The organism is Pseudomonas sp. ASL9, from assembly GCF_056680335.1.
On sequence record NZ_CM155277.1, the window covers coordinates 1 to 24,131 of the forward strand.

The following is a 24,131-nucleotide window of genomic DNA, read 5'->3' on the forward strand; positions in this document are numbered from 1 at the left end:
CCGAAAAAACCAGTGAAGACGAGTTCCAATTTACCGGGAACGTGGGCCCTTCATTTGAGGCCCACTGTCGTCATCCATCGTGTGCTTATAGCTCGTACCGAAGTCTGAGTAATGCGCGGCAAGGTGCATGCGCATCTTCATTTTAAAATCTCTGGTCAGCCTTGGTGAGGTTTGGTCGGCCAACAGGCTGAGCACGACCTTCCTCGCCCGTGGCGATATCACTTGGGTCTTGGCAAGGTTTGGTTCCAAACCAGTTCGTCCAAGCAGGCGATACACCTGTTGGTGACGGTTCACCGTCGCCTCCCCCCGCAGACTCTCATCCGAGCTTCCCGTTGCTCACCCATTCAAGACTAACGCTATGCATACGCTCATACAACAAGCGGACAATGGCGTCGGAAATCATTGAGCTCTCAGACGATCTGCTTGAGCGAATAGGCATAGGGATCGGTGACACGCTATATCTGGATGTGGAGTTCGTCGGCGATACCAAATGTTTGGTCCTTTCAAAGACGTTGCTTCAGATCGCATCGATCGAGTTGCCATTGTCTGTCACTTGGCAGAAGAGGTCTTCCAGAACAGAAATACGGCCGCATGCTGGATGTCGAAGCCAAATAAAGCCCTCGGCGGAGATACACCGGTTATGCAATGTGAAACCGAGGTCGGAGCCAACAAAGTCTGCAGAGAACCGCTCAAATGAATCCGAACGCGTTCCTGCCCAAGTCATGATGCGTTGCATATCGTCGCCGACGCCGGTTATCGCTATACCCGCACTGTGAAATGCCGAAAGCAAAAAATCGTACTGAGCAAAGGTTGTGTCTTGAAACTCATCAACGAACACAAATGGATAGGTAAGCTGCAGTGCTTGCCGAATTTGCGTATTTCGCTCATCGTGACCGGTCATTTCGCTAACAACGTGACCGGTTTCTCCACCCGATTGCGCGGGGTCTAAATTCTAACCGCATCGGTCACGATGCCGCTTCTTCTTCCGTCTTTTTACGTCGCAGCGACTCGCCCTTCATCACGATTCGATACGCGCTGTGCACCAACCGATCAAGTAAGGCGTCGGCCACTGTCGGGTCGTTGATCCAGCCGTGCCAGTGATCGACCGGCAGTTGGCTGGTCAGTACCGTCGACCGCGAGCCGGCGCGGTCGTCGATCACTTCCAGCAGGTCGTGCCGGGCGTTTTCTTCCAGCGGTGCCAGACCCCAGTCGTCCAAAATCAGGACGTCGACTTTGGCCAGTTGTTGCAGCGTGCGGCCAAAGCTGCCGTCGCCGTGGGCGATGCGCAGTTGTTCCAGCAGGCGTGGCGTGCGCAGGTATAGCGTGCTGTAGCCTTGGCGGCAGGCCTGGTTGCCCAGGGCGCAGGCGAGCCAGGTTTTGCCGACGCCGGTTGGGCCGGTCAGCAACAGGTTGTGCTGTTGGCGGATCCAGTCACCGCTGGCCAGGGTTGCGAGCTGGCGTTCGTCCAGGCTTCTGCCTTGGCGGCGGTCGAGGTCTTCCAGACAGGCGCCGGCGTATTTGAGTTTGGCTTGTTTGCGCAGTCGTTCCAGACGTTTGTTGTCGCGCCAGGCCAGCTCGCGGTCAAGCAACAGACCGAGTCGCTCATCGAAGCTCAGGCTGTGGCAGGCCGGCAGTGTCCATTGCTCTTCCAGCGCCTTGGCCATGCCGCTGAGGCGCAGTTGATGCAGCTGGTTAAGGGTGTGTTGCGTCATCATTGAACAGCTCCTTTTGGGTGTAATAGTCGGCACCGCGCACGTTCTCGTGGCGGCTCGGGTATGCGGGGGTTGTGGTCTTGGGCAGCGGTTGCTGGTCGAGCCCTTGTTTGAGCAGGTTGCGTACGGTGCGGCTGTTGAGCGCGCGCAGTTGGACAGCGCGATGGGCCGCCGCTTCAAGGCGCTCGTTGCTGTACTGGCGAGCCAGCGAGAGCAGCCCCAGGCAGGATCGGTAGCCCATCTCCGGATGGGGTTTGTGGGTCAGTTGATGTTCGACGATCTGCCGGACGTGCGGGCCAATACGCTCGCCCCAGTCGAGCAGGCGCTGAGGTGTCCAGTCGCGATGGGCCTTGTGCGAGGCCGGCATGTGTTCGCTCTGGGTGCTATAGGCGCCGCGCCGCTGGAGCAATAGGTGGCTGGCGACCCGGCGGTTGCCATGCAGTATCTCGACGGTATGGGCGCCCACTCGGGCGTCGACGCTTTGCCGGGCCAAAGCCGAGGGCACGCTGTAAAAGCCGCCATTCACCTCGATGTGGTAGTCGATGTTGACCTTGCAGCGCTTGAAGGTCACGACCTCATACGGATGCGCCGGCAACGGTTTCAGCGCCGGCTGGTCGAGTTGCTCGAACCAGTCCAGTCGGCATCCGTCGAGCTTTTTGAACGGGCGTCGGTTCAAGTCCTCCAGCAAGCCGGCGATGGCCTGATTGAGCGCATGCAGGCTGAAGAACTGCTGATGCCGCAACCGCGCCATGATCCAGCGCTCGACCACCTGCACCGCGACCTCTGCCTTGGCTTTGTCCTGCGGCTTGCGCGGGCGCGCCGGGAGCATGATGGCGCCATAGTGCTGGGCGCACTCCAGCGCGGCGCGGTTCAGGCCCGGCTCGTAACAGTCGGGCCGGGCAACCAGGGCACGCGGGTTGTCCGGCACGATCATTTCGGGGACGCCACCGAAGTAACTGAGGGCCTGGCTCAACGCCGTCAGCCAGTCCACTTGGGTCTCGCCCGGCGTGGCGCATGCGTAGGTGTAATTCGAGGCGCCGAGGGCGGCGACGAAGATGTGCGCCTGATGGATTTCGCCGGTGGCGGCGTCGATCACCGGCAGCGTAGGCCCGGCATAGTCGATGAACAGCTTCTCGCCGGCGCGGTGCTGCTGGCGCATCGAGCGCTTGAGGGTACGGGCGTAGCTGCGGTAATGCTCGACGAACTGAGTGTAGCGGTAGGTCGGCTGGTCGGGATGAGCGGCGGTGTACTCCTCCCACAACAGTTGCAGCGTCACACCTTTGCGGCGTAGTTCGCGGTGCAAGGTGATCACGTCGGGCAACACGCGGTCGCCGCGTGTGTGGACGACGTTGGCGGCTGGCATCAGAGCGGCGCCAAGCGCTGCCTCATCCAGTAGAGCCAGCGCGGGCCACTCGATACCGGTGTCGCGCGCCGCCTTGATGTATTTGCTGACGACGCCCTTGGACAGTTGCAAGGCTCGGGCGATCTTCTCGTGGGACAGGTCGGCCTCGAACTTGAGGCGCAGGCATTCTTTGATTTTACGCATGGCTACTCGCTGCGCCGCCATCCTTCGATTCCCCGAAATGGGACTGAGGGTGGCGACGGGTCAGGTCATGCGCAACGCAGTGGAGGGTATTTCGCTAACAACGTGACCGGTCATTTCGGTAAGGGCGTGACCGGCTGTTTCGGAACAGGCGGAAAATCGGTCACGTTGTTAGCGAAATGAGCGGTCACGCGTTAGCGAAATGGTCGGTCACGATGTACCGAAACGGCCGGTCACGATGTACCGAAACGGCCGGTCACGATGGGCCGAAATACGCACCGAATTTGCGGGTTCGAGCGTAACAGGAGCTCCGCAAGACGATTGAGACTTACAAAGCTCAGATGGGAATTTGGCTGGGGATCGAGTTGCTCGCTCCACCAATGGTGGAGCGCAAACTCCTCGCGGACCGTGGAGCAAAGCGCGGTGTAGGCAGTCGGTACGCGCCGACGATGTGCGACTTGAACGTTGCCCCGCTGTTGTAGCTGCTGATTGCAGCTTGCCACGGAATAGCAGCATGTTGGCGTGCTCGAGCGATGGACTGGTCAACCTGGCGACCGGGTGGGAAAGCGACTTCATACGCCAGTCGACTGGAATCGCCGCGTGGAAGCGATTTACCAGGCTCTTCGTGAAGGAGTCAAAGGTGATCTAAGTAAAGCGGCTAGCCAGATCCGACGGGTAACGTTTCCGAACGCGCGCAGCCAGATTGTCGGCTGCATCACTCTTGAACGAAATCGCGAGTACTCGATAGGGCGCTGGGCATATTCCTGTTTCGAGAAGGAAGGCAGCGCGTTGGGCGAGGAACTCAGTCTTTCCAGCGCCCGGGCCAGCGACGACACATGCGGAACCTTCATGGCGCAAAGCACGCCACGCAGCAGGTTCCAGATCATCAATGCCGCGCGATTGCCAATCCTCGGGACGAATGATCACCCTGCCCTCAAGGTTACTTTCTACAATGGATCAAGGGCTTGTAGCTCATTACTCACGTGATCCAGAAAGCTCCCGATATCGATTGAGCTTTCCTTTCGCATGTAGCACGCTGCCACCAACGTGACCGGATGAACTCCTAGGACCGCACACAGTTCTTCTAGCTTCTCAAGCGTTGGGATGGTCTTGCCTCGCTCAAGCAAGCTTACGTTTGTGCGGCTGCTGACCAGCGAGAAATCCTCTTGGGTGAGACCCCGCTGAAGGCGAACCTGCCTCAATGTAGCCCCAAACGCTTCCTTCAGTTCCATTTTGCGATCTCACAAAAGGAACGATAAAGCGTCATTGAACAATATATGACTACAACATATATTGGTCATCCTTGATTGGGAGGTGCCTACGATGAATAAGGGTCATGAAGGGTCGATGATCATTTCCAGTCTTTTCAATACCGACTTCCTGGGGCGCCCTTTCATTCGGCAGACGGTCAGGTGTCCTTGGTTTTACCTCGAAGCGGAGATCCTCCATGGGAAGGAGTTCGTGGGTGAGATGTTCATGGTCTCTTCATTTGATGCACTGAAAGACATTCTTGAGCTACAGCACGAGTCCTTTCGAGTTCACTCCATTCAGTATGTCACTCCGGGTTTTGTGAATGAAACCGGTCAATGGAAAATGGAACCATTGCTGGAGGCAAGTGAAGCTATCAATCAACACGGAGAACGAGTACCTCTTTTCAGGGTCGCTGACCGAACCTACTCGCAGTTGGGCGTGAACACCGAGGTGAACCTACAAAACGTTAAAGTCCTATTTCCTGCCAAGACAAGAAAACTCGTCTGATATCGAGCTCTTCTCTGTGCGGTGCCTGTGGACTGGCGAATAGTCTGAGCACTCGTAGTGCAGGGATTGTTTGTACAGAGCCCCATCCAGCGCGGCACAAACCTTGTCGACTCCCCTACCCTAAGGAGAAAATTATGACAATGCCTAATGAACGTACGCGGTCGATAATTCAGGCTCGAGATTTTCTGGTCGGGTTATCCCGTGATCAAACTCTACCTGAGTCAGTACGCGACCAGGCTCGCCACCTTTTGCGGCATTACCCCACATCAAAAGAGATCCTGTTGGCCGGAAAAGCAGAAGAGCAAATGAGGAGCGGCCTAACGGCTCCATTCTTAAGCTCTAGCATCGACTAAACAAATTGTATGTCGATAGTCATATAAGACGGGAAATTGATCACTACGTTACTCTCCTGAGCTAACACAGCAGAAGGGACAATCAACCCAGATGCTTGTTCGCCTTTAGCCAGACGATGCCGAAATCCATGCTTGGACGGTCGCCCGGGAGGCTCGCCCAACCGGACGGTAACGTTTTCGGATCAGGTTCCCAATATAGGGACCTCTCGACGGGCAATTTAAAGCAGATGATTTTCATCGGGAACGTCGGCTCGCCATCTGCATGCATGAAGTTTTCCAGGCTGCAAATCGCTGGAGTCAGACTCATGTACACCACTGGCACATTCTGATCGTTCCCCGACTCTGGAAGGTCAATTGCTCGTTTCGCCTCCGCTATTCTCCAGACCAGCATCAGGCAGCGCCGCCCCATTCCAGAGCTTGGAGCACACGACGAACCTGTCTGGCTCCGATCTCGGTTTCGCAGAGCATAATCGTCGTACTTCCGCCGAGGGTTTTGTTCGGCTTCGACATCCAGTTGGCAGTTGCCTATCTGCTCTCGAAGATATCTTCGGCCAGGTGACAGACTGTTTTGAACGGCATCTAATTCTTCTGCCAGCTCCGTCGCCTCTCGTGACGTATTTTCTAGAGCCTCAGTGAGTTCATTGATGTTGTGCTGCAAGCTACTGACCTGCTCCAGCTGTTGGCGCCGAGGCCGAATTGACCCAGTTGCCGAGATATCACTGACCCGCTCAGACTCCTCGCGAACCACTACCTTTGCTGGATTTGTGTTGATTTTAAGGTGGGTTAGTCTAGCGTCAGCACGTGGGTCAATTCAGCATTGGCGTCAACAGCTATGCAAAATGGCGAACCTTATGAAGTCACTCTGGATCGAGCGAGAGCCCAGCTTGAAATGTTCCGGGCGGAAGGCGGCGAAGAGCTGCTTCATGGCCAGTTTGTTGGCAAAGAGCTGGCGAAGCGGCCGCGCGGGAAGCCTGGAAATGCGAAAACGCCGAGGCTGTCAGGGGGCTAAAGGCTGCGGGGTTAAGTCAGGCACAAGTTATCGAGAAGCTGGGCTTGGCAAGATCGACTGTCCACAGGTACCTGCACTCGTAGGATTCCACGACAGTCGTCAGAAGCTCAGTTTGATTTCCACTTTTCAACGCTGTACCGCACCTCCGCCCCGTTAACTTGAAATTAACGGGCATCAGCCTAGATCATTCCTTGCCCCACATCTCGACGTGACGTGACGTGACGTGGATAGATGGTACTGGTTTCAGGAATAAATGGCTTGGAATTATCGTTTGCGCCGTCTTCCTCCTGGGCCAGGTACCCGCCTTACCGCTCCGTACCGTAGAGCCATTCAGAGCATTTTCCCGCGCCATGACAGTATCAGGAGACACCGTTACTGGTCGATTAGGCGCAAGCCATCCAAGGTGCTCAACACAAGGCGCGCGCACACATCCATGATGGCTGGCAGCGCGTGCCGAGGAGCAACAGACACTCAGCCGTTTGCGATTGGCAGTGCTTCGGACTTCAGCACCTCAAGTTCACGTTCCACAGCACTCAGTTGGCTTTTCGCTTCGGTGATTTGCTCGTTGGCGTGAGCAACCAGGTTATCTAGCTGCTTCGTCTCCAACCTAAGTAAATGCACCTGTTCTTGGAGCATCTCTTTCGCGCCGTCCGCTTTGGCTACGGCGGTTTTAATCGAGTTTATCTCGCCGGTTTGGCGCTCGATTGTATCCTCACGCGCGGCAACGACCTTCGCGAGCTGACGTGCCTCGCTCAGCAAACGCTCATTGTCCCGATTGAGTCGGGTCAGCTCATCCAGCTTGACGACCTGCATCTGCTGAATCTGCCGAAGCTCCACCTGAACTTGTTGCAGTTGACCTTCATGTCGGCGTTGTTCCTGCTCGCGCTGCTCTTTAATCGCATTGCGGTAGTGTTCAAGCGCATCACGGGCATGCAGATGCTTCTCTTCCAATGAACGGATTTGCTCGTCTTTTTCCTGGACACGAACCTCCAGATCACTGCAGTTCTGGCTCAGGCGAGCATTCCGGGTTAGCTCGGTTTGAAGTGAGCTACGGCTCGTCAGCAGCTCAGAGGACTCGGTCTCCAGGGCGGCACGCTGAACATCGAATTCGCGCTGCAGAGCCGACAGCGCCAACTGGCTGACTTCAAGCTTTGCCTCAAGGGTGGCCTTGTCGTGATTGAACTGCGCCTGGGCCTGTTCAACGTAGTCACCACCCTCCTCCATCACGCGCTCTAACAGCTGCGATACCAAAGTAGTGAGCTCGTCACTCAGCCGCTCGCGCGACGACTCTGGGCGCGGATCGTGCGCCTCCAACTCCCTGAGATAGCGGTGAATGGTCGTCTTCGAGCCAGTATTTCCGAGCGCAACTCGCACGGCATCAATACTAGGATTTTCACCGCGAGCTAGCAGCGCCTCTCGAGCCTTCTGCACAACTGCCTTATTTATACCGCCACGGGCCATTTTTGCTCCTACGATTTCGTACTGTTTTACATACCACGTATTTACATACCATTTATTAAAAATGTAAAGCATAAAAATGAGCTGTTTATCTGGTAACATAATTGAGCGTTATCGCATGTTATAGTCGCAAAAGTCGTTTAAACGCATCTTTGAAGGTACGTTTCGGGAGATGGGGGTGAGATGAGCAAGGCCGATCGTTACCTGCAGGCTGGCACCCGGGAAAATACCCGCAAAAGCTACCGTGCAGCAGTCGAGCATTACGAAGTCACCTGGGGCGGGTTTCTGCCAGCGACCGGGGACGGGATCGTGCGCTACCTCGCCGAGTACGCCGATCAGCACTCCATCAATACGTTGAAGCAGCGGCTCGCCGCTCTGGCTCAGTGGCACATCACCCAGGGATTTCCTGATCCAACGAAGACACCTAACGTCCGCCAAATGATCAAGGGCATTCGCACACTACATCCCGCCAGAGAGAAGCAGGCCGCCCCGCTCCTCCTGCAGCACCTTGAACAGGCAGTCGGATGGCTTGAGCGCCAGACAGCCCTTGCAGCCGAGCGCAATGATTTCAAAACCGTCATGCGCCATCGGCGCGACATCGCGCTGGTGTTGATAGGATTCTGGAGAGGATTTCGCGGCGATGAGTTGGCGCGCCTGCAGGTCGAGAACACCCAGGCGGAAGCAGGCGCGGGCATTACGTTCTATTTGTCACATACCAAAGGTGATCGGCAGCATCTGGGCACGACCTTTCAAACGCCTGCCCTCAAGAAGCTTTGCCCTGTTGACGCTTATATCAACTGGATCACCGTCGCGGGCATTGCGCGTGGGCCGGTGTTCAGGCGACTCGATCGCTGGGGGAATCTTGCAGACGGCGGCATCAACCCGAACAGCCTGATTCCGATGCTGCGTCGAATTTTCGAACAAGCGGGCGTTCCGGCAGATATGTACAGCAGCCACTCAATGCGTCGCGGGTTTGCGACCTGGGCTTTCGCCAACGGCTGGGATATCAAGTCACTGATGAGTTATGTGGGCTGGAAGGACGTGAAGTCGGCTTTGCGGTACGTGGATGCCAAAACATCTTTTGGCGGCCTGGCGGCCGGGAAACCTACGCCGCTGATTGAAAGTACCTAGCCGCATGAAGCGTTTTGGACTTCTAAATAGGCGCCTTTAACAACGTGACCGATTTTCCGCCTGTTCCGAAACAGCCGGTCACGTCCTTACCGAAATGACCGATCACTTGGTTAGCGAAATACCCTCCACTGCGTTGCGCATGACCTGACCCGTCGCCATCTTCGTCGCCGCCCTCGGTGCCTCGAACTACACCTATGCGTGCGCCACCCCGGGCGAGACCCAAGTGGACTGGCTGACGGCGTTGAGCCAAGCCCTCAGCTACTTCGGTGGCGTCCTCGAAATGATCTTCCCGGACAACCCGCGCGCCCTGGTTGCCCGGCCCGACCGTGACGAGCCGGGTCTGAACCGCGCCGCGCTGAAGTGCGTCCAGCATTACGGTGCCATCATGCTCCCGGCGCGACCGCGCAAGCCACAGGACAAAGCCAAGGCAGAGGTCGCGGTGCAGGTGGTCGAGCGCTGGATCATGGCGCGACTGCGGCACCAGCAGTTCTTCAGCCTGCATGCGCTCAATCAGGCCATCGCCGTCTTGCTGGAGGACTTGAACCGGCGCCCGTTCAAAAAGCTCGACGGATGCCGACGGGACTGGTTCGAGCAACTCGATCAGCCGGCGCTGAAACCGTTGCCGGCGCATCCGTATGAGGTCGTGATCTTCAAGCGCTGCAAGGTCAATTACGAGTGGTTGCTCAATCAGGCCGAAATTGAACTCAAGCAGATTCCAGCGACCGTCGAATCATTGATCCGACCTCTGGCCGAGAGAACATCAAAACTAGCCTAATAATGCGTGCTTGAGCACCGAATCGGTAGTGGTCTGATAGTGGCATGAGAGCAATTCGCACGCCATGTCGATGTCTTTGACCAGCGCCGCCTCCATCAACTGACGGTGTTCGTGGGGCACATCACGCACAGCACTTTCAACATAGTGCATCGATAGAAACCGATAGCGCGCGGTCTGGTCGCGCAGGGACGAGCACAGGCGCAGCAATGTCGGAGAACTGCAGCTAGAGATCAGCGACTGGTGGAACACTTCGTGAGCGTTTTCCCATTCCGGTTTTAGCAGCCGCTCAGGTCCTTCGACGATGGTCAGGCGATCCAGCCGGTGGTGGGCGGCAAGGACGCGGCTTTCCCACTCCACATCGCCCTGGCGAATCGAATCGGCCAACGCCTTGCATTCAATGTGCAATCGAGCGGCGGTGATGTCGGCGATTTCTGCTGCCGAGATCCGGCCGACACTGAAACCTTTCTGATCGGCTGCGGAGACGAAGCCACTGCTGGCTAAGCGCGACAACGCTTCGCGCAGCGGAATCACGCCCACGTCGTAGGCTTCGGCCAATTCCTTGAGGCGCAGGCGACTGCCTGGGGCCAATCGGCCATTGATGATGTCCTGGCGAATCCGGGCTTCTAGCTGCGAAGCCATGGTGCGCTTTTCTGTGGGCTCGGCCGATTGCCAGTTGATCAGAGGGGAATTCACGGTCGACTCCATTTTCGCTTTGTCTGCGCGAATCATACACAGAGTGGATAATTTCTTACATTCACAAAAAATATATATTTTCTTGTTGACGGCATATTTTTTTGGCTCTAGCTTTGTGAGCACGCAGTCGGTACTCCCCTTCACAACCGGCGCACATTCAAACCAACAAGAGAAACCTGCCATGCGTTACGTTCGCTTCCTCAATCAAGGTCAACCTGTCCTGGGTGTCGTCACTGCCGAAGGCGTACGCGTACTCGGTTCCGAATCTCTTGAGTCGCTGTTGGCACGAGGAGTCGATCTGACCACTCACGGTGCCGACGCCAACGGCGAGTTGGTAGAAATAGACGAAAATGCTTACCTGCCGCTAATGCAGCGCCCGACCAAGATTGTGTGCGTAGGTTTGAACTATGCCGACCACACCAAAGAGTCCCCTTACGCTCAGCCGAGCTACCCGACCCTATTCCCTCGCTTCAACTCGAGCCTGACGGCCCACAACAAACCGCTGATTCGTCCACGCATCTCCGACACCCTCGACTATGAGGGTGAAATGGCGGTGGTTTTGAAAAGCGGTGGCCGTCACATCAAAAAGGACGATGCGCTCAATCACGTCGCCGGTTACGCGTTATTCAACGAAGGCTCGGTACGTGACTACCAGTTCATCTCGCCTCAGTGGACCGTCGGCAAAAACTTCGATGACACCGGCGCATTTGGTCCGGTCCTCGTGACGGCAGATGAGTTGCCAGCGGGCGGCAAAGGTTTGCTGCTTGAGACGCGTGTGAACGGCAAGGTCGTACAATCGGCCAACACCAACGACATGCTGTTCGACGTCGCGACTATCATCTCTACGCTGAGTGAAGCCGTGACGCTGGAAGCCGGCGACGTGATTGTCAGCGGCACCCCGGCCGGCGTTGGTTTTGGCATGAATCCAAAGGTCTATCTGAAAGCGGGCGATGTGGTCGAAGTGTCGATCGAGGGCATCGGCAAACTGGTCAACCCGGTTGTCGACGAAGTCTGATAACAAACACGGCTTCAAACTCGGCGCAGGGCCGAACCCGCCCCTGCGTCTCACAACAAGAATAATTAAATGGAGGCAATCATGAGCGTGTCCCATGGTGTGCATTCAATCGATCATTACGCGCTGAACGTTCCGTCTCTGGACGAAGCCTGTCAATTCTTTGAAAGCTTCGGCCTTGATGTTCAACGTGAACCGAATCAACTCCTCTTGCGGGCAGCCGACGGCCACGTCTGGGCGAAAATTTTTCCTGCCACGTCCAAGTCACTCGCTTATCTGAGTTTCAACTGCTACGAGCAGGATTACACTGCCTTGCGCCAGCAGATCGAAGCCGCGGGCGGGCGTATTGAAGACCGTCCAGAAGCCGGAATCTGGTTCCGTGACCCGGACGGCAACCTGCTGCAGGTGAAGGTCGGCGATAAAACCATGCCCGACCAAAAATCAGCTCCCCACAACAGCAGTACCCCGCCCAACAGTCGCGGCGCGACGACCCGCGATGCCATGGCGAAAGTCCGCCCTCGTCGCTTGTCCCATGTCCTGTTGTTCACCCCCGACGTACTCGGTGCGCTGGATTTTTACGAACAGGCCCTGGGCCTGAAACTCTCCGACAAGTCGATGGACATTATCGCCTTCAGTCACGCGCCCCACGGTTGCGACCATCATCTGGTGGCGTTCGCCAAGAGCAGCGCCAAGGGCTGGCACCACGCTGCGTGGGAAGTCGACAGCATTGATGAAGTCGGCGCGGGTGCTTCGCAAATGGCGGCGGCGGGACACGTGAAAGGTTGGGGCACGGGTCGTCATTGCCTGGGTTCGAACTACTTCCACTACGTGCAGGATCCGTGGGGTTCGTTCTGCGAATACTCGGCCGACATGGACTACATCGGCGAAGGTGTCGAATGGCCCGCCGGCGACTACCCACCGCAAAACTCCCTGTACCTATGGGGCCCGGACGTGCCGGACAACTTCATTTTCAATACTGAAGCGGACACCCCGGCACCAGCCTGAGTCGTCCAATCCCGCTTTAACAACCCTGAATACCTGCATTGCGCGAGCGCCCCCACTCGCGCGACGGGGCCGGCCACGTCCGGAAATCATTGCAAAGTACACGAGGCACAAATCATGAATCAGCAAACCACAGTCGATGTAGCCATTGCCGGTTACGGTCCTGTAGGCCAGACCCTGGCCATTCTGTTGGGTCAAATGGGTTACTCGGTGGCCGTATTCGAACGTTGGCCAGCGCTTTACCCACTCCCACGTGCGGTTTTCTACGATCATGAGATTCGCCGCATTTTCCTTTCAATGGGACTCGGTGAAGAGCTGGCAAAAATCTCCCAGCCGTCTGCACGCTACCAGTGGTTCAACGCTGACTGGAAAGTCCTGGTAGAAATCGATTGGTCGGCGGAATCGATCAGCGATGGACCGTTCGGTTATCTGTTCAACCAGCCGTTATTGGAAGCCGCATTAGACCACAAGGCCAAAAGCATCGGTAACAACGTGCAGATCCATCAGGGCTGGGAAGCCACTGCGCTCAAGCAAGACGCCAATGGCTGCGACATGGTTCTCAATCGGGTCATTCGCGAAGACGGCAAGTTCTCACTCGGTGACGAGCAGCAAAGTGTCCGCGCTCGCTACGTGATCGGGGCCGATGGCGCCAACAGTTTCGTGCGCCAGTCGTTGGGCGTTGAGTGGCAGGACCTAGGCTTCCAGGAAGACTGGCTGGTGGTCGATCTGCAGCCCAAGCCCGGTGTGCAACTGGATGTGCCGGACATCGGCCAGTGGTGCAACCCCGAGCGTCCCACCACCATGGTCCCCGGCGGCCCTGGTTATCGCCGCTGGGAATTCATGCGCCTGCCTCACGAAACCATCGAAGACCTGCAAGACACCGATAAGGTCTGGTCGCTGCTGTCGCGCTGGGTGACACCGGACACCGCTGACCTGGTACGCCACGCGGTCTATCAGTTCCGCTCGCGCATTGCCTCGAACTGGCACAGCGGCCGGGTGATGCTGGCCGGCGATGCGGCCCACGTAATGCCACCGTTCATGGGCCAAGGCATGTGCTCGGGGATCCGGGATGCGTGGAATCTGTCCTGGCGTCTTGATTTGCTGCTGCGTGGTTTGGCTGACGACACCCTGCTGGACAGCTACACCCTGGAACGCAAGCCACAGATCCGCGCAGTGATCGAAGCGTCCATGGCCATGGGCAAGGTGGTCTGCGTGTCCGACCCGGTCAAGGCTGCCGAACGGGATGCAGCGTATCTGAGCGGTAACGTTCCGCCACTGCCGCCGTTCCCGGGTTTAACCGATGGTCTACTGCAGAAGGATGGCCAATTGCGCGGCATTCTCGGTGTACACGGTTCCATCGAAATCGGTGGCAAGGTCAGCCGTTACGACGAAGTTATCGGACGCGGTTTCCACTTGTTGGTCAGAGGTGACCAAGATCCTCTGGTAGCGCTCGACCTTGAACACCTGGCGTTCATTCGTGACTACGACCTGAAAGTCGTTCGACTCTCAGGAACGGCCGACAGTGCCAAGGGCATTTATCGCGACGTCTCTGGAAAATACCTGCAGTTCATGGCCGAAGCCGGACTCAAAGCCCTCATCGTGCGCCCCGACTACTACTGCTATGGCGGCGTCGCAGAGCTGTCTGCGCTGCCAAAATTGCTCAACTCCCTGCGCGAGCAATTGCAGCACAGCAGCCAAACCCATGTCGTCAATGGTGGAAAGGCCTGCCACGCCTGACACGATTTTCCGGGGGCATGGATGCCCCGCCCTCTAAAACTCTGACAACAAAAACAAGAGACAGATAATGATCAACATCAAGGTGAAAACGCTTGGTGCGGTTTTGGCCGCCTTCGCAACACTCAACACACACGCCGCCGAACCCCCTGAAACGGGTGAAGGCACGCTGTTTCGTAGCCTGTTTGGAGACACACTGGAAAAGGATTACGGGATTCAGGTCTCTGGCCTTTTTGACGTCGCTTACTCTCGCAATAATCGCTCGACACACGATGAGCGTCAGGATGGTTTGAGCAATCTCCCGGTGGTTGGTTTCGCGGACGAGGGCCTGGAATGGGGTAGCTTGCATCTGTTCGTCGACAAGCCACTGAAGGGCACCATGGTGCCACGTATCACGCCGTTGCCAGGTCCTGCGCCGAGCGAAGCATCCTTCGGCTTTACCTTCGAAATGAACTACGGGCGTAATGCCCAGTTCGCCCGCACCACGGGTTGGGACCAGCACTGGGACGTTAACGCTCCTGGTGATAACAACCTCGCCAAGGCCCAGAGCGACAAGCAGAAGTTTCTTGCCATTCCCAACATCGCCGCCACCGCCTACCTGCCTTACGGCCCTGGTATCACTGTCATGGCCGGGATATTCGGCCCGGCCATGGGCTATGAGATTCCGCCCAACATCCGTGCTGCGCGCAATCAATTTGCCAGCAAGACCTACGCCTTCGTCAGCGAGCCGGGAACCGTAAGTGGCGTGCTGCTCGGTACGCGATTGTACAACGGCGAATCGTCGATTCTCGGCGCCGAATTGGGCGTCGTCCAGGGCTGGGACAACCTGAGCGACAACAACCACCAGAAAACGTTGATGGGGGCCTTGCGTTGGCGTACTGCGGACATGCAGACCTGGGTGGACTATGAGTTCATCGCCGGCGATGAACAGAACGACAGCTTCAGCGATGTGCAGGCTCCAACTTCGCGCCTGGTGTCGCCAGATGGTCAGTTAAAGCAACAACACTCGCTCAACGGCTGGCATCGTTTCGACTCAAACTGGTCGATGGGCGCCGAGCTGGTTTATGGCCGTCAGGACGGTGACGGCAAGGCCACAACCATCGACATCATCAACGGTCCTGGTTTCGATGGAGCCCATTGGTGGGGTGCCAATGCGGTGCTCACCTACCAGCAACGCCCGGACCTCTCCTACTCGGTGCGAGCCGAACATTTTGCCGATCCCGACGGGTTCATCCTCCTGCCGGTATCTACCGCTCGCGGCAATTTCAATGCCCTCACTGCGGGCCTGCGCTATGACCTGAACAAGTACATCTCGTTGCGCCCTGAAGTGCGTTACGACGTGTTTGATGGCAATGCCGACGATCACCCGTTTGGCGCGGGTCGCAACAACACGCAGCTGACCGGCCTAGTTGAAGCGCTGTTTTATTTCTAAGCCCTTGGCGGCCGGGCTTACGTACGGCTGCTAACCCTCAACTCCATCCGAGTAACAACCATGAATAACAATAAGCATGCGTGGGATGTGCGTTACGAATTCAAAGCGGTAGCCCTGCTGGCCTTGGGCTTCGGCCTCGTGGGCCTGGACCGGTTTATCATCCTGCCGCTATTCCCGGTGATGATGAAAGACCTGGGCCTGAACTATCAGGATCTGGGCAACGTGACGGCGATACTGGGCTTGGCCTGGGGCATTTCCTCGATCTTCATGGGGCGGCTGTCCGATCGCATTGGTCGGCGCAAAGTGCTGATTCCAGCGGTGTTGGTGTTCTCACTTCTTGCAGGCCTTTCCGGTCTGGCGACCGGTATTGGCGGATTAATGCTGATCCGGGCAATTATGGGCATCTCCGAAGGCGCCTTCACTCCAACCGCGCTGGCGGCTACGGCGGAGTCGTCTCATCCGCGTCGCAGGGGCATGAACATTGGCATTCAACAAGCGTTCTTCCCGATCCTTGGTCTTGGCCTCGCGCCGATTCTCGCCACACAATTGCTGCAGGTAGTGCCGTCCTGGCGTTGGGTGTTCATGATCGTTTCTCTGCCGGGTTTCCTATTGGCATTGGCGATGTACCGTTACCTGCGGGAAACCCGCGCGGTCACTCCCAAAAAAGCCGAAGTCCGTTCTGCAGTCGAACATCCGAGCTGGCTGGATGCGCTGCGCTATCGCAACGTGTTGCTGAACATCGTTGGCATGTTTTGCATGCTGACCTGTTTGTTCGTGATCAGCGTGATGATGCCCAACTATCTGATGGACTATCTACATCTGGAAGTGCAGCAGATGGGTTTCGTCATGTCGGCCATCGGCCTGGGCGGTTTTCTCGGGCAACTCATCATGCCGGCCGTGTCAGACCGCATCGGTCGTAAACCAGTAGTGCTCGTGTCGTTCATCGCCACTGGCGTTTTTCTTTGGTTGCTGATGGGCACTGGCGCCGAGCCTATGAAGTTGTTCGCGCTGCTGTTTCTGACGATTTTCTTCAACTTCAGCATGATCTGCATGACGGTTGGGCCACTCACCAGTGAATCCGTTCCGGCCGCGCTGACGTCGACTGCTACCGGGTTGGTGGTGGGCATCGGTGAGATTTTTGGCGGCGGTGTCGCTCCTGCTATCGCAGGCTACATCGCACAGCATCACGGGATCGAAAACACCATGTACCTGGCACTCGGCGCAGTACTGGTGGGGTTGCTGGTCGCGACCTGTTTACGTGAAACCGCACCGGCCAGACTAGCCGAACCTGCGGTCGAAAGAATAGACAGCGTGTAACAAAATTCACTCTCCATCAGGGGAGCGACAGGATGTCGGAATGGGAGTGTTCGTTCGCAAGCACGACTCTCCCCGTCACGCACACGATGTGCGTGCCAGTGCCTGGCGCCACGATCGCCCGGCGCTGATTTCCCTAAAGCGTTTCATTGAAGTAACGGCGCCAGCCACAAGCTGGCGCCATCTCATCTGCTTTTCGGCATGACATGGCGCATAAACCAAGCCTCCATCAATGCGCACGCTGCCCCTTCTTTGAGGACAAATCCGTTGTTTTTCAGAAAAATGAAGTTGGCACCTCGCTCGATTTTCGGCTTTGGGTTGATTGGCTTGGTCGTCCTGCTGCTTGGCCTGTTCTCATTGAGTATGGTCAAGCAAATGAGCGTGCAGTCCGAAGCCATCAGAGAGGTCTGGGTCCCTGGAATCATCCGGCTTGCAGCGCTGAACACAACGGAAGATCGAGCCGGAATAATGACCTTCCGGATGGTCGTTCTACGGGACCCGGAGGCCTTGGCTGCCAATCAGACGGCGCTGATGCAAGTACTCGACAGTGTTCGGCAGCAGCAAGATGATTTTGCCACGCACCTGCACAAAAAGTCGGAGCGAGATATTTTCGAACGTTACTTGCTCGCCTCAAAAGCGTTCAGGCATGAACAGCTTGAGGTGATCCGACTGGCAGCAGAGGGTAAACCGCAGGCAGCTACAGAAATACTCAACGGCCCTATCGATAAATTTGCCATGGAACTGGGTGCAAGCTCGGGTCAACTGCTGGATTTTTATCTGAAGCATTATCACCAGGCAGCTGAAAACGAACAGCAGACACGTGATCGTGTCGTGACGGGGGTCATCGCGGCAATGGTGCTGGCCGCAATGCTGACGGTATTGCTGGCAACGCTCTACACGAGAAGTATCAACCAGCCATTGCACAACGCTCTTAAGGTCGCAGAGAGTATTGCACGAGGTGATTTAACCTCTTCAATCGACGATAGCGGGAAAGATGAGCCGGCCTTATTGCTTCAGGCATTGAAGGCCATGCAGGGCAATCTTCACGACACCGTCCTGCGTATAACGGACTCTTCCACCCTGTTGGCTTCGTCCTCGCAGCAGTTTCATTCAGTGATAGCGACCGCTACGGCCGGGCTCCAGGATCAGAACAGGGAAATCGAACAAGCCGCCACAGCGGTGAATGAAATGACCGCTGCGGTCGATGAAGTGGCAAGAAATGCGTCGGCAACGGCACACGCTTCACGAACCACGGATGTCGCGGCACAAACAGGTAAAGCCCGTGTCATCGAGACGCTTGAGTCGCTCTCGGTATTAGCAGAGGGCATTTCGATTACCGCTGATCGTGTGGAGGAACTTGCAAGCAGCGTGTCCAGCATCAATCGAGTGCTTGAAGTGATACGGTCGATTGCCGAGCAGACTAACCTTCTGGCGCTTAATGCGGCGATCGAGGCCGCCCGGGCTGGCGAAGCAGGTCGTGGTTTCGCCGTCGTCGCCGAGGAAGTACGGGCATTGGCATTCAGGACGCAGCAATCGACTGGCGAAATCGAGCAAATGGTCAGCGAGTTGCGCACCGTGGCGACTCAAACGCTTTGCTCCATGCAACTGAGCACCGAACGCGTCCACTCGACCTTGGGCATTGCTCAAGAAGCGGATTCGGCATTGCAACAGGTTACAGTCGCTGTCGAGATGATCAGTCAAATGAACGTCGTCATCGCTAGTGCTTCGGAAGAACAGGCCCAGGTCTCTCGGGAAATTGACCGGAGCTTGATCAGCATCCGTGATCTATCCGTACAAACCTCGGCCGGCGCGGTACAGATTCATTCGACCAGCGAAGAACTCTCACGTCTGGCCGCAGGCCTGCGCGAGCACATCAACAGGTTCCGCATCTAGCTCGGGCGCTCAGTAATTACTCTGCAAGGTTTTACACATGATCGAATTTCATCAAGTCACCGCGTATCAGCAACAGACGAAAGTCCTCAATCGGTTGTCGTTGAAGATTGAGCCGCAGGAGCGTGTTGCAATCCTGGGCCCCAACGGCGCGGGAAAAAGCACCCTGCTTAAACTGATAAACCGGGAGCTGTATCCGGTTGCGCAGGAAGGCAGTTATCTGAAGCTCTTTGGCAACGACACAATTCACCTCTGGGAACTGCGGGAGAAAATCGGTTTCGTATCGCACGATCTGCAGGAAAATTACACGCCCTACACAACGGCATTGGAAGTTGTTGTTTCAGGTTTTTTTGGGGCCATTGGCAGTCACGAGCATCTTGAACCGACGCAATCGCAGATCGTTCGTGCGCAAGCACTGATGACGACATTGGGGATTTCGTGGGATGAGTCCTGCATGTTTCAACGTCTTTCAACCGGCCAGAAGCGGCGTCTCCTGCTGGCCCGAGCACTTGTTCATCATCCCGAGGCGTTGATTTTCGATGAGCCCGCCAATGGCCTGGACATGGGCGCCAGCCTGGCCATGCTGACGCTGTTGCGCAGCTTTTGCAGTGAGGACCGGTCATTGATCATCACCACTCACCACGTTGACGAGATCATTCCCGAAATTGACCGCGTGGTGCTGATCAACCGAGGACAAATTATTGCTGACGGCCCAAAACCCGACATTCTGACGAGTAAAAACTTGTCGGAGCTGTATCAGACCCCGCTACACATCAGCGAGAAAAATGGCTGGTACCGCTGCTGGCACGACTAAGAGAAGCTTGTCAGTCAGGGCTGTCTTGGAGTCGGAGCGGCCATTCCTCCTTGGCGTGCAACCTTCAGGAGCGCGTGCACCGCTCCCGCAGTTTCATTCACGCGGCTGATGAGCAATAGGTCGGCTTGTGGTTCGACGTCATCGAATGTTCGATAGATCACGCCGGGAATCATGACTTGTATCAAAGGCACGGGCACCAGTGCTACGCCCATTCCAGCGGCCACCAATGCCAGCACATTCAAGGTGCTGGTGGTGCGCTGAACCTTGGGCTCACGCCCCAGTGCTTTACGAAGCGCAGCAAGCATATGTTCATCCGCGCCGTGGGCGGCATAGACGATCAACGACTCGGCACCCAGCATCGGCACGCGCAAAGGCTGCTGATTCGCCAACGGATGGTCCTCAGGCATCGCAACGACCAAGGGCCACGTTCCAATCCGCTCAAACGGCAGTGCGTTGTCTAGGGCCTGTCCGCCATGACTCGGGGCATAACCCAAATCCAGCTGCCCGACCAAAATGGCCTTCCTCGGCAACTGCTAAAAAATAACGTAAATGCCGCAGATCCATTGCCGTACACCCCATCAGATTTAATGATCAATTGTTCATATCAATCTATTTGAAGTTATCTGTCCAGAGGGCGATGCTGACTTCGACACCCCGTTACCTGCCAAGGACACCTCATGCAGACAGACTTACCTGGAAGACCGTTTTCAAATCACTGACCTGATCACCGGCTGGATTCATCGCGACTTGGGCCAATGGGACGAATTGGCCAAGCTCGCCCATCCTGACGGGATCATTGAAATCACCTGGTTTGAAGGGCCGTTCGCCGAGTTTGTCGAAGGCTCCAAGCGCATGGGCCAGTCCGACTTGCGCACCAAACACCTGATCGGCACACCGGTGGTTACTTTCAAAGGCAATAGAGCCATTGTCGAAACCAATGCGGTGATCGTTGCCGAAAACATCAAGCTGGGTCTGGGGTGCAGCGTGCACAACCGTTTTTATGACCTGGCCGAAAAACGCGAAGGTCTGTGGAAGCTGGTCAAGCGCCAAAGCATCTATGACATGGGTAGCTTCACTTTCCCACAAGGCCTGGTCGAGATTGACCGTGACATCGTGGCGCGTTATCCGCGTGAATACGCGCCGCTGGCCTATCTATTGGATAAGAGCGGCTTTCCACTGAATCGTCTATTTGCCACCCGCGGCAGCGAGCTTGAACAAGGCATGCGGGCCGAAGCTTGCGCATGGCTCGCTGACTGATAGCCCGCCATCGCCAACCTTTACAACCGGGATCTTATCCTCACCGCCCACTCGTTCTGACATTGCAAACCGAACACAGCTATTACCGAAAATAATTACAACAGAGGTATTTGCTTGTGAACAATCAACTCGACATCTGCGCGATCGTCGAAAGGAGCCGTTTGGGCGCCTTTCAGCTACTTGTGCTCGTTCAATGCTTCCTGTGCATGGTCGTCGATGGCTTCGATATCCAAGCCATGGCCTATGCCGCGCCCAGCCTCATCGCCGACTGGGGCATTCCCAAAGCCAACCTGGGTCCGGTGTTCAGCATCAGTATGCTCGGCATGTTGATCGGATCGCTTGCGCTGGGCTCGGTGGCCGACCGCGTGGGTCGGCGGCCAGTGCTGGTGACGGCCTCCCTGGTCATGGCGGTTTTGATGTTTTTCACCGCCCACGCGACGACAGTGGATGGCCTGATGACGCTGCGGTTTTTCACCGGTATCGCCATGGGTGCCATTGTGCCGAACGTTGCCACCCTGGTGACGGAATTTGCACCTCGGCACAACCGTGTAATGCTGTTGACGCTGGTGTCGTCGGGCATGGTGGTCGGTGGCCTGGTCGGCGGCGCTATTGCAGCCGCGCTGACTCCACAGTATGGCTGGCAAGCGGTGTTCTACCTGGGCGCCATTGCACCGCTGTGCTTGGGTGTGCTGTTGTTTTTCGCCCTACCCGAATCACTGCAGTGGTGCGTACTGCATGCACGCCAGCTCGACCGTGTCAGGACCATCCTCAAACGCATCGAGCCTAGCCTGCAGATCGATCCACAGACTGTCCTGGTGATCGATGAACCGCGCAAGAAAGGCCTGTCGTTCTCTCTGTTGTTCGCCGAGGGTCGGCTGCCGGGCACGCTGTTGTTGTGGCTGATCAACTTTATGAACATGCTCTGCGTTTACTTCCTCGCCTCATGGACGCCGGTACTGATGAGCGGCGCAGGCCATACCCCATCGCAAGCGGTGCTTGCCGGCACATCTATGTGGCTGGGTGGCTTGGCGGGCGGCTGGCGGCTGGCTGCCGGCTGCCGGCTGCCGGGCTGGTTTGTCGACCGCCCTGGGTTCGGCGCAGTGCTGCTGCCCACGTTTATCGTGTCTGCCATCGCCATCCTTTTGTTCAGCCATTTCTACGCTTCGATCAATCTCGCTTACCTGACAATCGCTGTCGCAGGCTTTGGCATCCTCGGCGGTCAGGCGGCGTTGAACGCCATGACCGCAACTTTTTATCCGACCGCATTGCGCGCCACAGGTACTGGCTGGACGCTGGGTATCGGTCGCCTGGGTGGCATCTGTGGACCTTTCATTGGCGCCACATTGCTGCACCTACAGTGGTCAACGAGTGATCTGCTGGTGGCGGCCGCCATTCCCGCCATTCCCGCTGGCATCGCGGCGCTCGGCATCTTCAGCTTCAGCTTCTGGCGATACTGGCCATGGCCTCGACGGTTTGCTGAAGCGGACGGGAAATGCTGTGCACGATCAGGCTGATGGCGGCAGCCAACAACAAGGCAATCAGCAAACAGAGCGACGACGTCTGCAGCAGTTCATCGCGGAACTGCGCCTTTATGTCGTCGATGTAGACGCCCGTGCCAAGCACCCAGCCCCCTGCTCTTTAGCGATGCGCATCATTTCAGCAGTAAACAACAGACCATTGCTGTCCTTCAGACCGCTGACGTCCTGCCCCTCCAACCTAAGATTGACCGGATTCATCAGCATCCCAGAACGTAAATTCTGGATAAAAAAGTATTCCTGGTCCGCATAGCGCAAGCCGCGAACCATTTCCATGGACTGTTCCTGGGCTTGTTCGCGGGTCAGCTTGCCAGCCTGTTCCAACCCCTGGAAGTAGGCAAAAACGCCTAGGGTGTTTTCCACGGCATTGCGGGTCTGCTGAACCTTGGCGTTGTAGAGATTGCTGTAGCTTCGCTGCAGCATGAGCGCAGCAAGTGCCGCCAGCATCAACAGAGAAACCAGCAGAATCAACCAAAGGCGGCGATTGATGGGTACGTTTCGCAGACTAGGCACGGAAATGTTCCTTTGTTGACGTCATGTGCTCGATACACGGATATCCACTACCCGGATCGTTGAGGTAGTCCTCCCCTGCTTGAGCATCCGCGCAAACAGGGGGGATTTATCTCCAGAGCTAAACATTCGGAGCAGACATCAACCCCTTGATAGCTCCTTGAGATTTTTCGAAAGCTCTACCTCAGAACGGCACCGCCAGTTTCAACCAGTACGCATCGCCTTGCGCACGATTTCGCACGTCGGATTCCTGCTCCCATTTTGCGGTCAGTAACCAACCTTTGTTGCTGGCGTATTTGATCGATGGACCGATGGCAAGCGCGCGCCCTTTGCGGTCTGCGATGGTTTCACCGTACTGCCGATCATCCGTAGTCTGCTGATAGGCATAGCCACCCAAACCCACGACCCAACCATTGCCCAGTCCCCAACCCACCGAATAGTCCATGTGCAACTCTTGGCCGGAGGTGTAATCGGTCGCGTTATTTTTCGTATTGACGTCATACATGATTTTCGCATCGGCATTCAAACCCACCGGGTCGATATACGATAAGGCCAAGACAGGTTGGAAGTCCCAGTAGTTGCGACCAATATTGGCCAGGTCGTTGCGATTATATTCACCGGTCGGTGCAAACACATCGAGCGCGACGATGGCATGCAGTTTATCGGTCAGCCGATAGCCCAGCCCCGACCCGAACGTCATATCGCCCAACCCTTGCTTGCTTTGCGACTGACCATTGAGGTCAACCTTGAGGTTAACCAACGGCATGATGGCATGGAACGCCAGGGTGCCGCCCAGTATTTGCTGGTCAGTCACCCAGACAAAACGCGGGTCAATCGAACTGGCCTGTACTCGGAAATCCACTGGCAGTTTTTCGCCGTTGTTACCGCGCAGTGAATCCGCATCGTAATGGCTGGCATAAACGATACCGTAAAACCCTGGCGGTGGCAGGGCCCCGGTGAGGAAGTTTTCGGCACCCATCGGGTAGCTGGACCCGCCACCCTCGGTCGCCTGTACGTTACTGGAAAGGCCTGCCGCCAGCAGGCTAAAACTTGCGCAGAAAAGACCCTGGGTGTTGATCCGTGTTGCTTTTTTCATTACTTACATCCTTTTCTTTTTTATAATTAAATCCGGCACTGCGATGCCCCCGAAAAACGGGCACGGCAAAGCAGTAACCAGTAGGGTTGAACAGGTTTAAAAA

General features: G+C 56.6%; 23 protein-coding genes and 3 pseudogenes. 16 read left to right on the top strand and 10 right to left on the bottom strand.

From position 1 onward, the window contains the following. Nucleotides 1–598 precede the first annotated feature (598 nt). On the top strand, nucleotides 599–697 hold the full coding sequence (locus AC1ME2_RS00005; RefSeq protein ID WP_480442376.1) for an antitoxin Xre/MbcA/ParS toxin-binding domain-containing protein: 99 nt from the start codon (nucleotides 599–601) through the stop codon (nucleotides 695–697). A gap of 33 nt (nucleotides 698–730) precedes the next feature. Here the strand turns inward: AC1ME2_RS00005 and AC1ME2_RS00010 are convergent. From AC1ME2_RS00010 to istA (AC1ME2_RS00020), 3 genes and pseudogenes are all read right to left on the bottom strand, one after another. Beyond that, nucleotides 731–901: pseudogene (locus AC1ME2_RS00010) on the bottom strand (UvrD-helicase domain-containing protein); the annotation flags it as partial. Nucleotides 902–965: 64 nt separating this feature from the next. Continuing rightward, nucleotides 966–1,715 (bottom strand): IS21-like element helper ATPase IstB, encoded by a 750-nt coding sequence (gene istB / locus AC1ME2_RS00015; protein ID WP_480438506.1) that lies wholly within the window; start codon nucleotides 1,713–1,715, stop codon nucleotides 966–968. 19 nt (nucleotides 1,716–1,734) lie between these two features. Beyond that, nucleotides 1,735–3,279, bottom strand: a pseudogene (gene istA, locus AC1ME2_RS00020) (IS21 family transposase); the annotation flags it as partial. A 576-nt stretch (nucleotides 3,280–3,855) separates the two neighbouring features. Here istA (AC1ME2_RS00020) and AC1ME2_RS00025 point away from each other — a divergent pair. Continuing rightward, nucleotides 3,856–4,242, top strand: a complete 387-nt coding sequence (locus tag AC1ME2_RS00025; RefSeq protein ID WP_480442417.1) for a hypothetical protein — start codon at nucleotides 3,856–3,858, stop codon at nucleotides 4,240–4,242. Here AC1ME2_RS00025 and AC1ME2_RS00030 read toward each other — a convergent pair. Next, nucleotides 4,203–4,487, bottom strand: a complete 285-nt coding sequence (locus tag AC1ME2_RS00030) for a helix-turn-helix domain-containing protein (RefSeq protein WP_480438508.1) — start codon at nucleotides 4,485–4,487, stop codon at nucleotides 4,203–4,205. The genes AC1ME2_RS00025 and AC1ME2_RS00030 overlap by 40 nt on opposite strands. A gap of 91 nt (nucleotides 4,488–4,578) precedes the next feature. Between AC1ME2_RS00030 and AC1ME2_RS00035 the strand changes: the two genes are divergently transcribed. Both AC1ME2_RS00035 and AC1ME2_RS00040 read left to right on the top strand, forming a co-directional pair. After that, a complete protein-coding gene (locus AC1ME2_RS00035; protein WP_480438510.1) occupies nucleotides 4,579–5,013 on the top strand; it encodes a hypothetical protein in 435 nt (144 codons plus the stop codon). 140 nt (nucleotides 5,014–5,153) lie between these two features. Then, nucleotides 5,154–5,366, top strand: coding sequence for a BPSL0761 family protein (locus AC1ME2_RS00040; protein ID WP_480442378.1), 213 nt, complete (start codon nucleotides 5,154–5,156; stop codon nucleotides 5,364–5,366). Between the two features lie 82 nt (nucleotides 5,367–5,448). Here the strand turns inward: AC1ME2_RS00040 and AC1ME2_RS00045 are convergent, their stop codons facing one another. Next, on the bottom strand, nucleotides 5,449–6,024 hold the full coding sequence (locus AC1ME2_RS00045; RefSeq protein ID WP_480438512.1) for a hypothetical protein: 576 nt from the start codon (nucleotides 6,022–6,024) through the stop codon (nucleotides 5,449–5,451). Nucleotides 6,025–6,404: 380 nt separating this feature from the next. Here AC1ME2_RS00045 and AC1ME2_RS00050 point away from each other — a divergent pair, with 380 nt between their 5' ends. Beyond that, nucleotides 6,405–6,458, top strand: a complete 54-nt coding sequence (locus tag AC1ME2_RS00050) for a helix-turn-helix domain-containing protein (RefSeq protein WP_480442380.1) — start codon at nucleotides 6,405–6,407, stop codon at nucleotides 6,456–6,458. Nucleotides 6,459–6,846: 388 nt separating this feature from the next. On the opposite strand, the gene AC1ME2_RS00055 is transcribed toward AC1ME2_RS00050, so the two are convergent. Continuing rightward, complete coding sequence (locus AC1ME2_RS00055) at nucleotides 6,847–7,836, bottom strand: DNA-binding protein (RefSeq protein ID WP_480438514.1); 990 nt, start codon at nucleotides 7,834–7,836, stop codon at nucleotides 6,847–6,849. 180 nt (nucleotides 7,837–8,016) lie between these two features. Here AC1ME2_RS00055 and AC1ME2_RS00060 point away from each other — a divergent pair, with 180 nt between their 5' ends. Then, a complete protein-coding gene (locus tag AC1ME2_RS00060; protein ID WP_480438515.1) occupies nucleotides 8,017–8,964 on the top strand; it encodes a site-specific integrase in 948 nt (315 codons plus the stop codon). Nucleotides 8,965–9,121: 157 nt separating this feature from the next. Further along, nucleotides 9,122–9,643, top strand: a pseudogene (gene istA, locus AC1ME2_RS00065) (IS21 family transposase); the annotation flags it as partial. Between the two features lie 87 nt (nucleotides 9,644–9,730). Here the strand turns inward: istA (AC1ME2_RS00065) and AC1ME2_RS00070 are convergent. Next, nucleotides 9,731–10,432, bottom strand: coding sequence for a GntR family transcriptional regulator (locus AC1ME2_RS00070; RefSeq protein WP_480438516.1), 702 nt, complete (start codon nucleotides 10,430–10,432; stop codon nucleotides 9,731–9,733). 181 nt (nucleotides 10,433–10,613) lie between these two features. Here AC1ME2_RS00070 and AC1ME2_RS00075 point away from each other — a divergent pair, with 181 nt between their 5' ends. From AC1ME2_RS00075 to AC1ME2_RS00105, 7 genes are all read left to right on the top strand, one after another. After that, nucleotides 10,614–11,447, top strand: a complete 834-nt coding sequence (locus tag AC1ME2_RS00075; protein WP_480438518.1) for a fumarylacetoacetate hydrolase family protein — start codon at nucleotides 10,614–10,616, stop codon at nucleotides 11,445–11,447. A gap of 81 nt (nucleotides 11,448–11,528) precedes the next feature. Next, nucleotides 11,529–12,449, top strand: a complete 921-nt coding sequence (locus AC1ME2_RS00080) for a VOC family protein (protein ID WP_480438520.1) — start codon at nucleotides 11,529–11,531, stop codon at nucleotides 12,447–12,449. A 114-nt stretch (nucleotides 12,450–12,563) separates the two neighbouring features. Further along, nucleotides 12,564–14,183 (top strand): bifunctional 3-(3-hydroxy-phenyl)propionate/3-hydroxycinnamic acid hydroxylase MhpA, encoded by a 1,620-nt coding sequence (mhpA, locus tag AC1ME2_RS00085; protein ID WP_480438522.1) that lies wholly within the window; start codon nucleotides 12,564–12,566, stop codon nucleotides 14,181–14,183. A gap of 67 nt (nucleotides 14,184–14,250) precedes the next feature. Further along, nucleotides 14,251–15,612, top strand: a complete 1,362-nt coding sequence (locus AC1ME2_RS00090; protein WP_480438523.1) for an outer membrane beta-barrel protein — start codon at nucleotides 14,251–14,253, stop codon at nucleotides 15,610–15,612. Nucleotides 15,613–15,672: 60 nt separating this feature from the next. Continuing rightward, a complete protein-coding gene (locus AC1ME2_RS00095) occupies nucleotides 15,673–16,929 on the top strand; it encodes an MFS transporter (protein ID WP_480438525.1) in 1,257 nt (418 codons plus the stop codon). 279 nt (nucleotides 16,930–17,208) lie between these two features. Next, nucleotides 17,209–18,819: a methyl-accepting chemotaxis protein gene (locus AC1ME2_RS00100; RefSeq protein WP_480438527.1), complete on the top strand. Its 1,611-nt coding sequence runs from the start codon at nucleotides 17,209–17,211 to the stop codon at nucleotides 18,817–18,819. Between the two features lie 37 nt (nucleotides 18,820–18,856). Further along, nucleotides 18,857–19,630 (top strand): ABC transporter ATP-binding protein, encoded by a 774-nt coding sequence (locus AC1ME2_RS00105; RefSeq protein ID WP_480438528.1) that lies wholly within the window; start codon nucleotides 18,857–18,859, stop codon nucleotides 19,628–19,630. Nucleotides 19,631–19,644: 14 nt separating this feature from the next. Here AC1ME2_RS00105 and AC1ME2_RS00110 read toward each other — a convergent pair whose 3' ends face one another. Then, entirely contained in the window at nucleotides 19,645–20,142 is a 498-nt protein-coding gene (locus AC1ME2_RS00110; protein ID WP_480438529.1) for a LysR family substrate-binding domain-containing protein, read from the bottom strand. A gap of 181 nt (nucleotides 20,143–20,323) precedes the next feature. Between AC1ME2_RS00110 and AC1ME2_RS00115 the strand changes: the two genes are divergently transcribed. Further along, on the top strand, nucleotides 20,324–20,887 hold the full coding sequence (locus AC1ME2_RS00115) for a nuclear transport factor 2 family protein (protein WP_480442382.1): 564 nt from the start codon (nucleotides 20,324–20,326) through the stop codon (nucleotides 20,885–20,887). A gap of 116 nt (nucleotides 20,888–21,003) precedes the next feature. After that, nucleotides 21,004–22,401: an MFS transporter gene (locus AC1ME2_RS00120; protein WP_480438531.1), complete on the top strand. Its 1,398-nt coding sequence runs from the start codon at nucleotides 21,004–21,006 to the stop codon at nucleotides 22,399–22,401. A gap of 75 nt (nucleotides 22,402–22,476) precedes the next feature. Here AC1ME2_RS00120 and AC1ME2_RS00125 read toward each other — a convergent pair whose 3' ends face one another. Then, nucleotides 22,477–22,935, bottom strand: a complete 459-nt coding sequence (locus AC1ME2_RS00125) for a cache domain-containing protein (protein ID WP_480438533.1) — start codon at nucleotides 22,933–22,935, stop codon at nucleotides 22,477–22,479. A 181-nt stretch (nucleotides 22,936–23,116) separates the two neighbouring features. Continuing rightward, on the bottom strand, nucleotides 23,117–24,028 hold the full coding sequence (locus tag AC1ME2_RS00130) for a SphA family protein (protein WP_480438534.1): 912 nt from the start codon (nucleotides 24,026–24,028) through the stop codon (nucleotides 23,117–23,119). Between the last annotated feature and the right edge of the window lie 103 nt (nucleotides 24,029–24,131).

Coding starts and splice junctions, on each gene's coding strand:
- AC1ME2_RS00005 (WP_480442376.1), top strand. CDS start 599: ATGTCGAAGCCAAATAAAGCCCTCGGCGGAGATACACCGGTTATGCAA.
- istB (WP_480438506.1), bottom strand. CDS start 1,715: ATGATGACGCAACACACCCTTAACCAGCTGCATCAACTGCGCCTCAGC.
- AC1ME2_RS00030 (WP_480438508.1), bottom strand. CDS start 4,487: ATGGAACTGAAGGAAGCGTTTGGGGCTACATTGAGGCAGGTTCGCCTT.
- AC1ME2_RS00035 (WP_480438510.1), top strand. CDS start 4,579: ATGAATAAGGGTCATGAAGGGTCGATGATCATTTCCAGTCTTTTCAAT.
- AC1ME2_RS00040 (WP_480442378.1), top strand. CDS start 5,154: ATGCCTAATGAACGTACGCGGTCGATAATTCAGGCTCGAGATTTTCTG.
- AC1ME2_RS00055 (WP_480438514.1), bottom strand. CDS start 7,836: ATGGCCCGTGGCGGTATAAATAAGGCAGTTGTGCAGAAGGCTCGAGAG.
- AC1ME2_RS00060 (WP_480438515.1), top strand. CDS start 8,017: ATGAGCAAGGCCGATCGTTACCTGCAGGCTGGCACCCGGGAAAATACC.
- AC1ME2_RS00075 (WP_480438518.1), top strand. CDS start 10,614: ATGCGTTACGTTCGCTTCCTCAATCAAGGTCAACCTGTCCTGGGTGTC.
- AC1ME2_RS00080 (WP_480438520.1), top strand. CDS start 11,529: ATGAGCGTGTCCCATGGTGTGCATTCAATCGATCATTACGCGCTGAAC.
- mhpA (WP_480438522.1), top strand. CDS start 12,564: ATGAATCAGCAAACCACAGTCGATGTAGCCATTGCCGGTTACGGTCCT.
- AC1ME2_RS00090 (WP_480438523.1), top strand. CDS start 14,251: ATGATCAACATCAAGGTGAAAACGCTTGGTGCGGTTTTGGCCGCCTTC.
- AC1ME2_RS00095 (WP_480438525.1), top strand. CDS start 15,673: ATGAATAACAATAAGCATGCGTGGGATGTGCGTTACGAATTCAAAGCG.
- AC1ME2_RS00100 (WP_480438527.1), top strand. CDS start 17,209: ATGAAGTTGGCACCTCGCTCGATTTTCGGCTTTGGGTTGATTGGCTTG.
- AC1ME2_RS00105 (WP_480438528.1), top strand. CDS start 18,857: ATGATCGAATTTCATCAAGTCACCGCGTATCAGCAACAGACGAAAGTC.
- AC1ME2_RS00130 (WP_480438534.1), bottom strand. CDS start 24,028: ATGAAAAAAGCAACACGGATCAACACCCAGGGTCTTTTCTGCGCAAGT.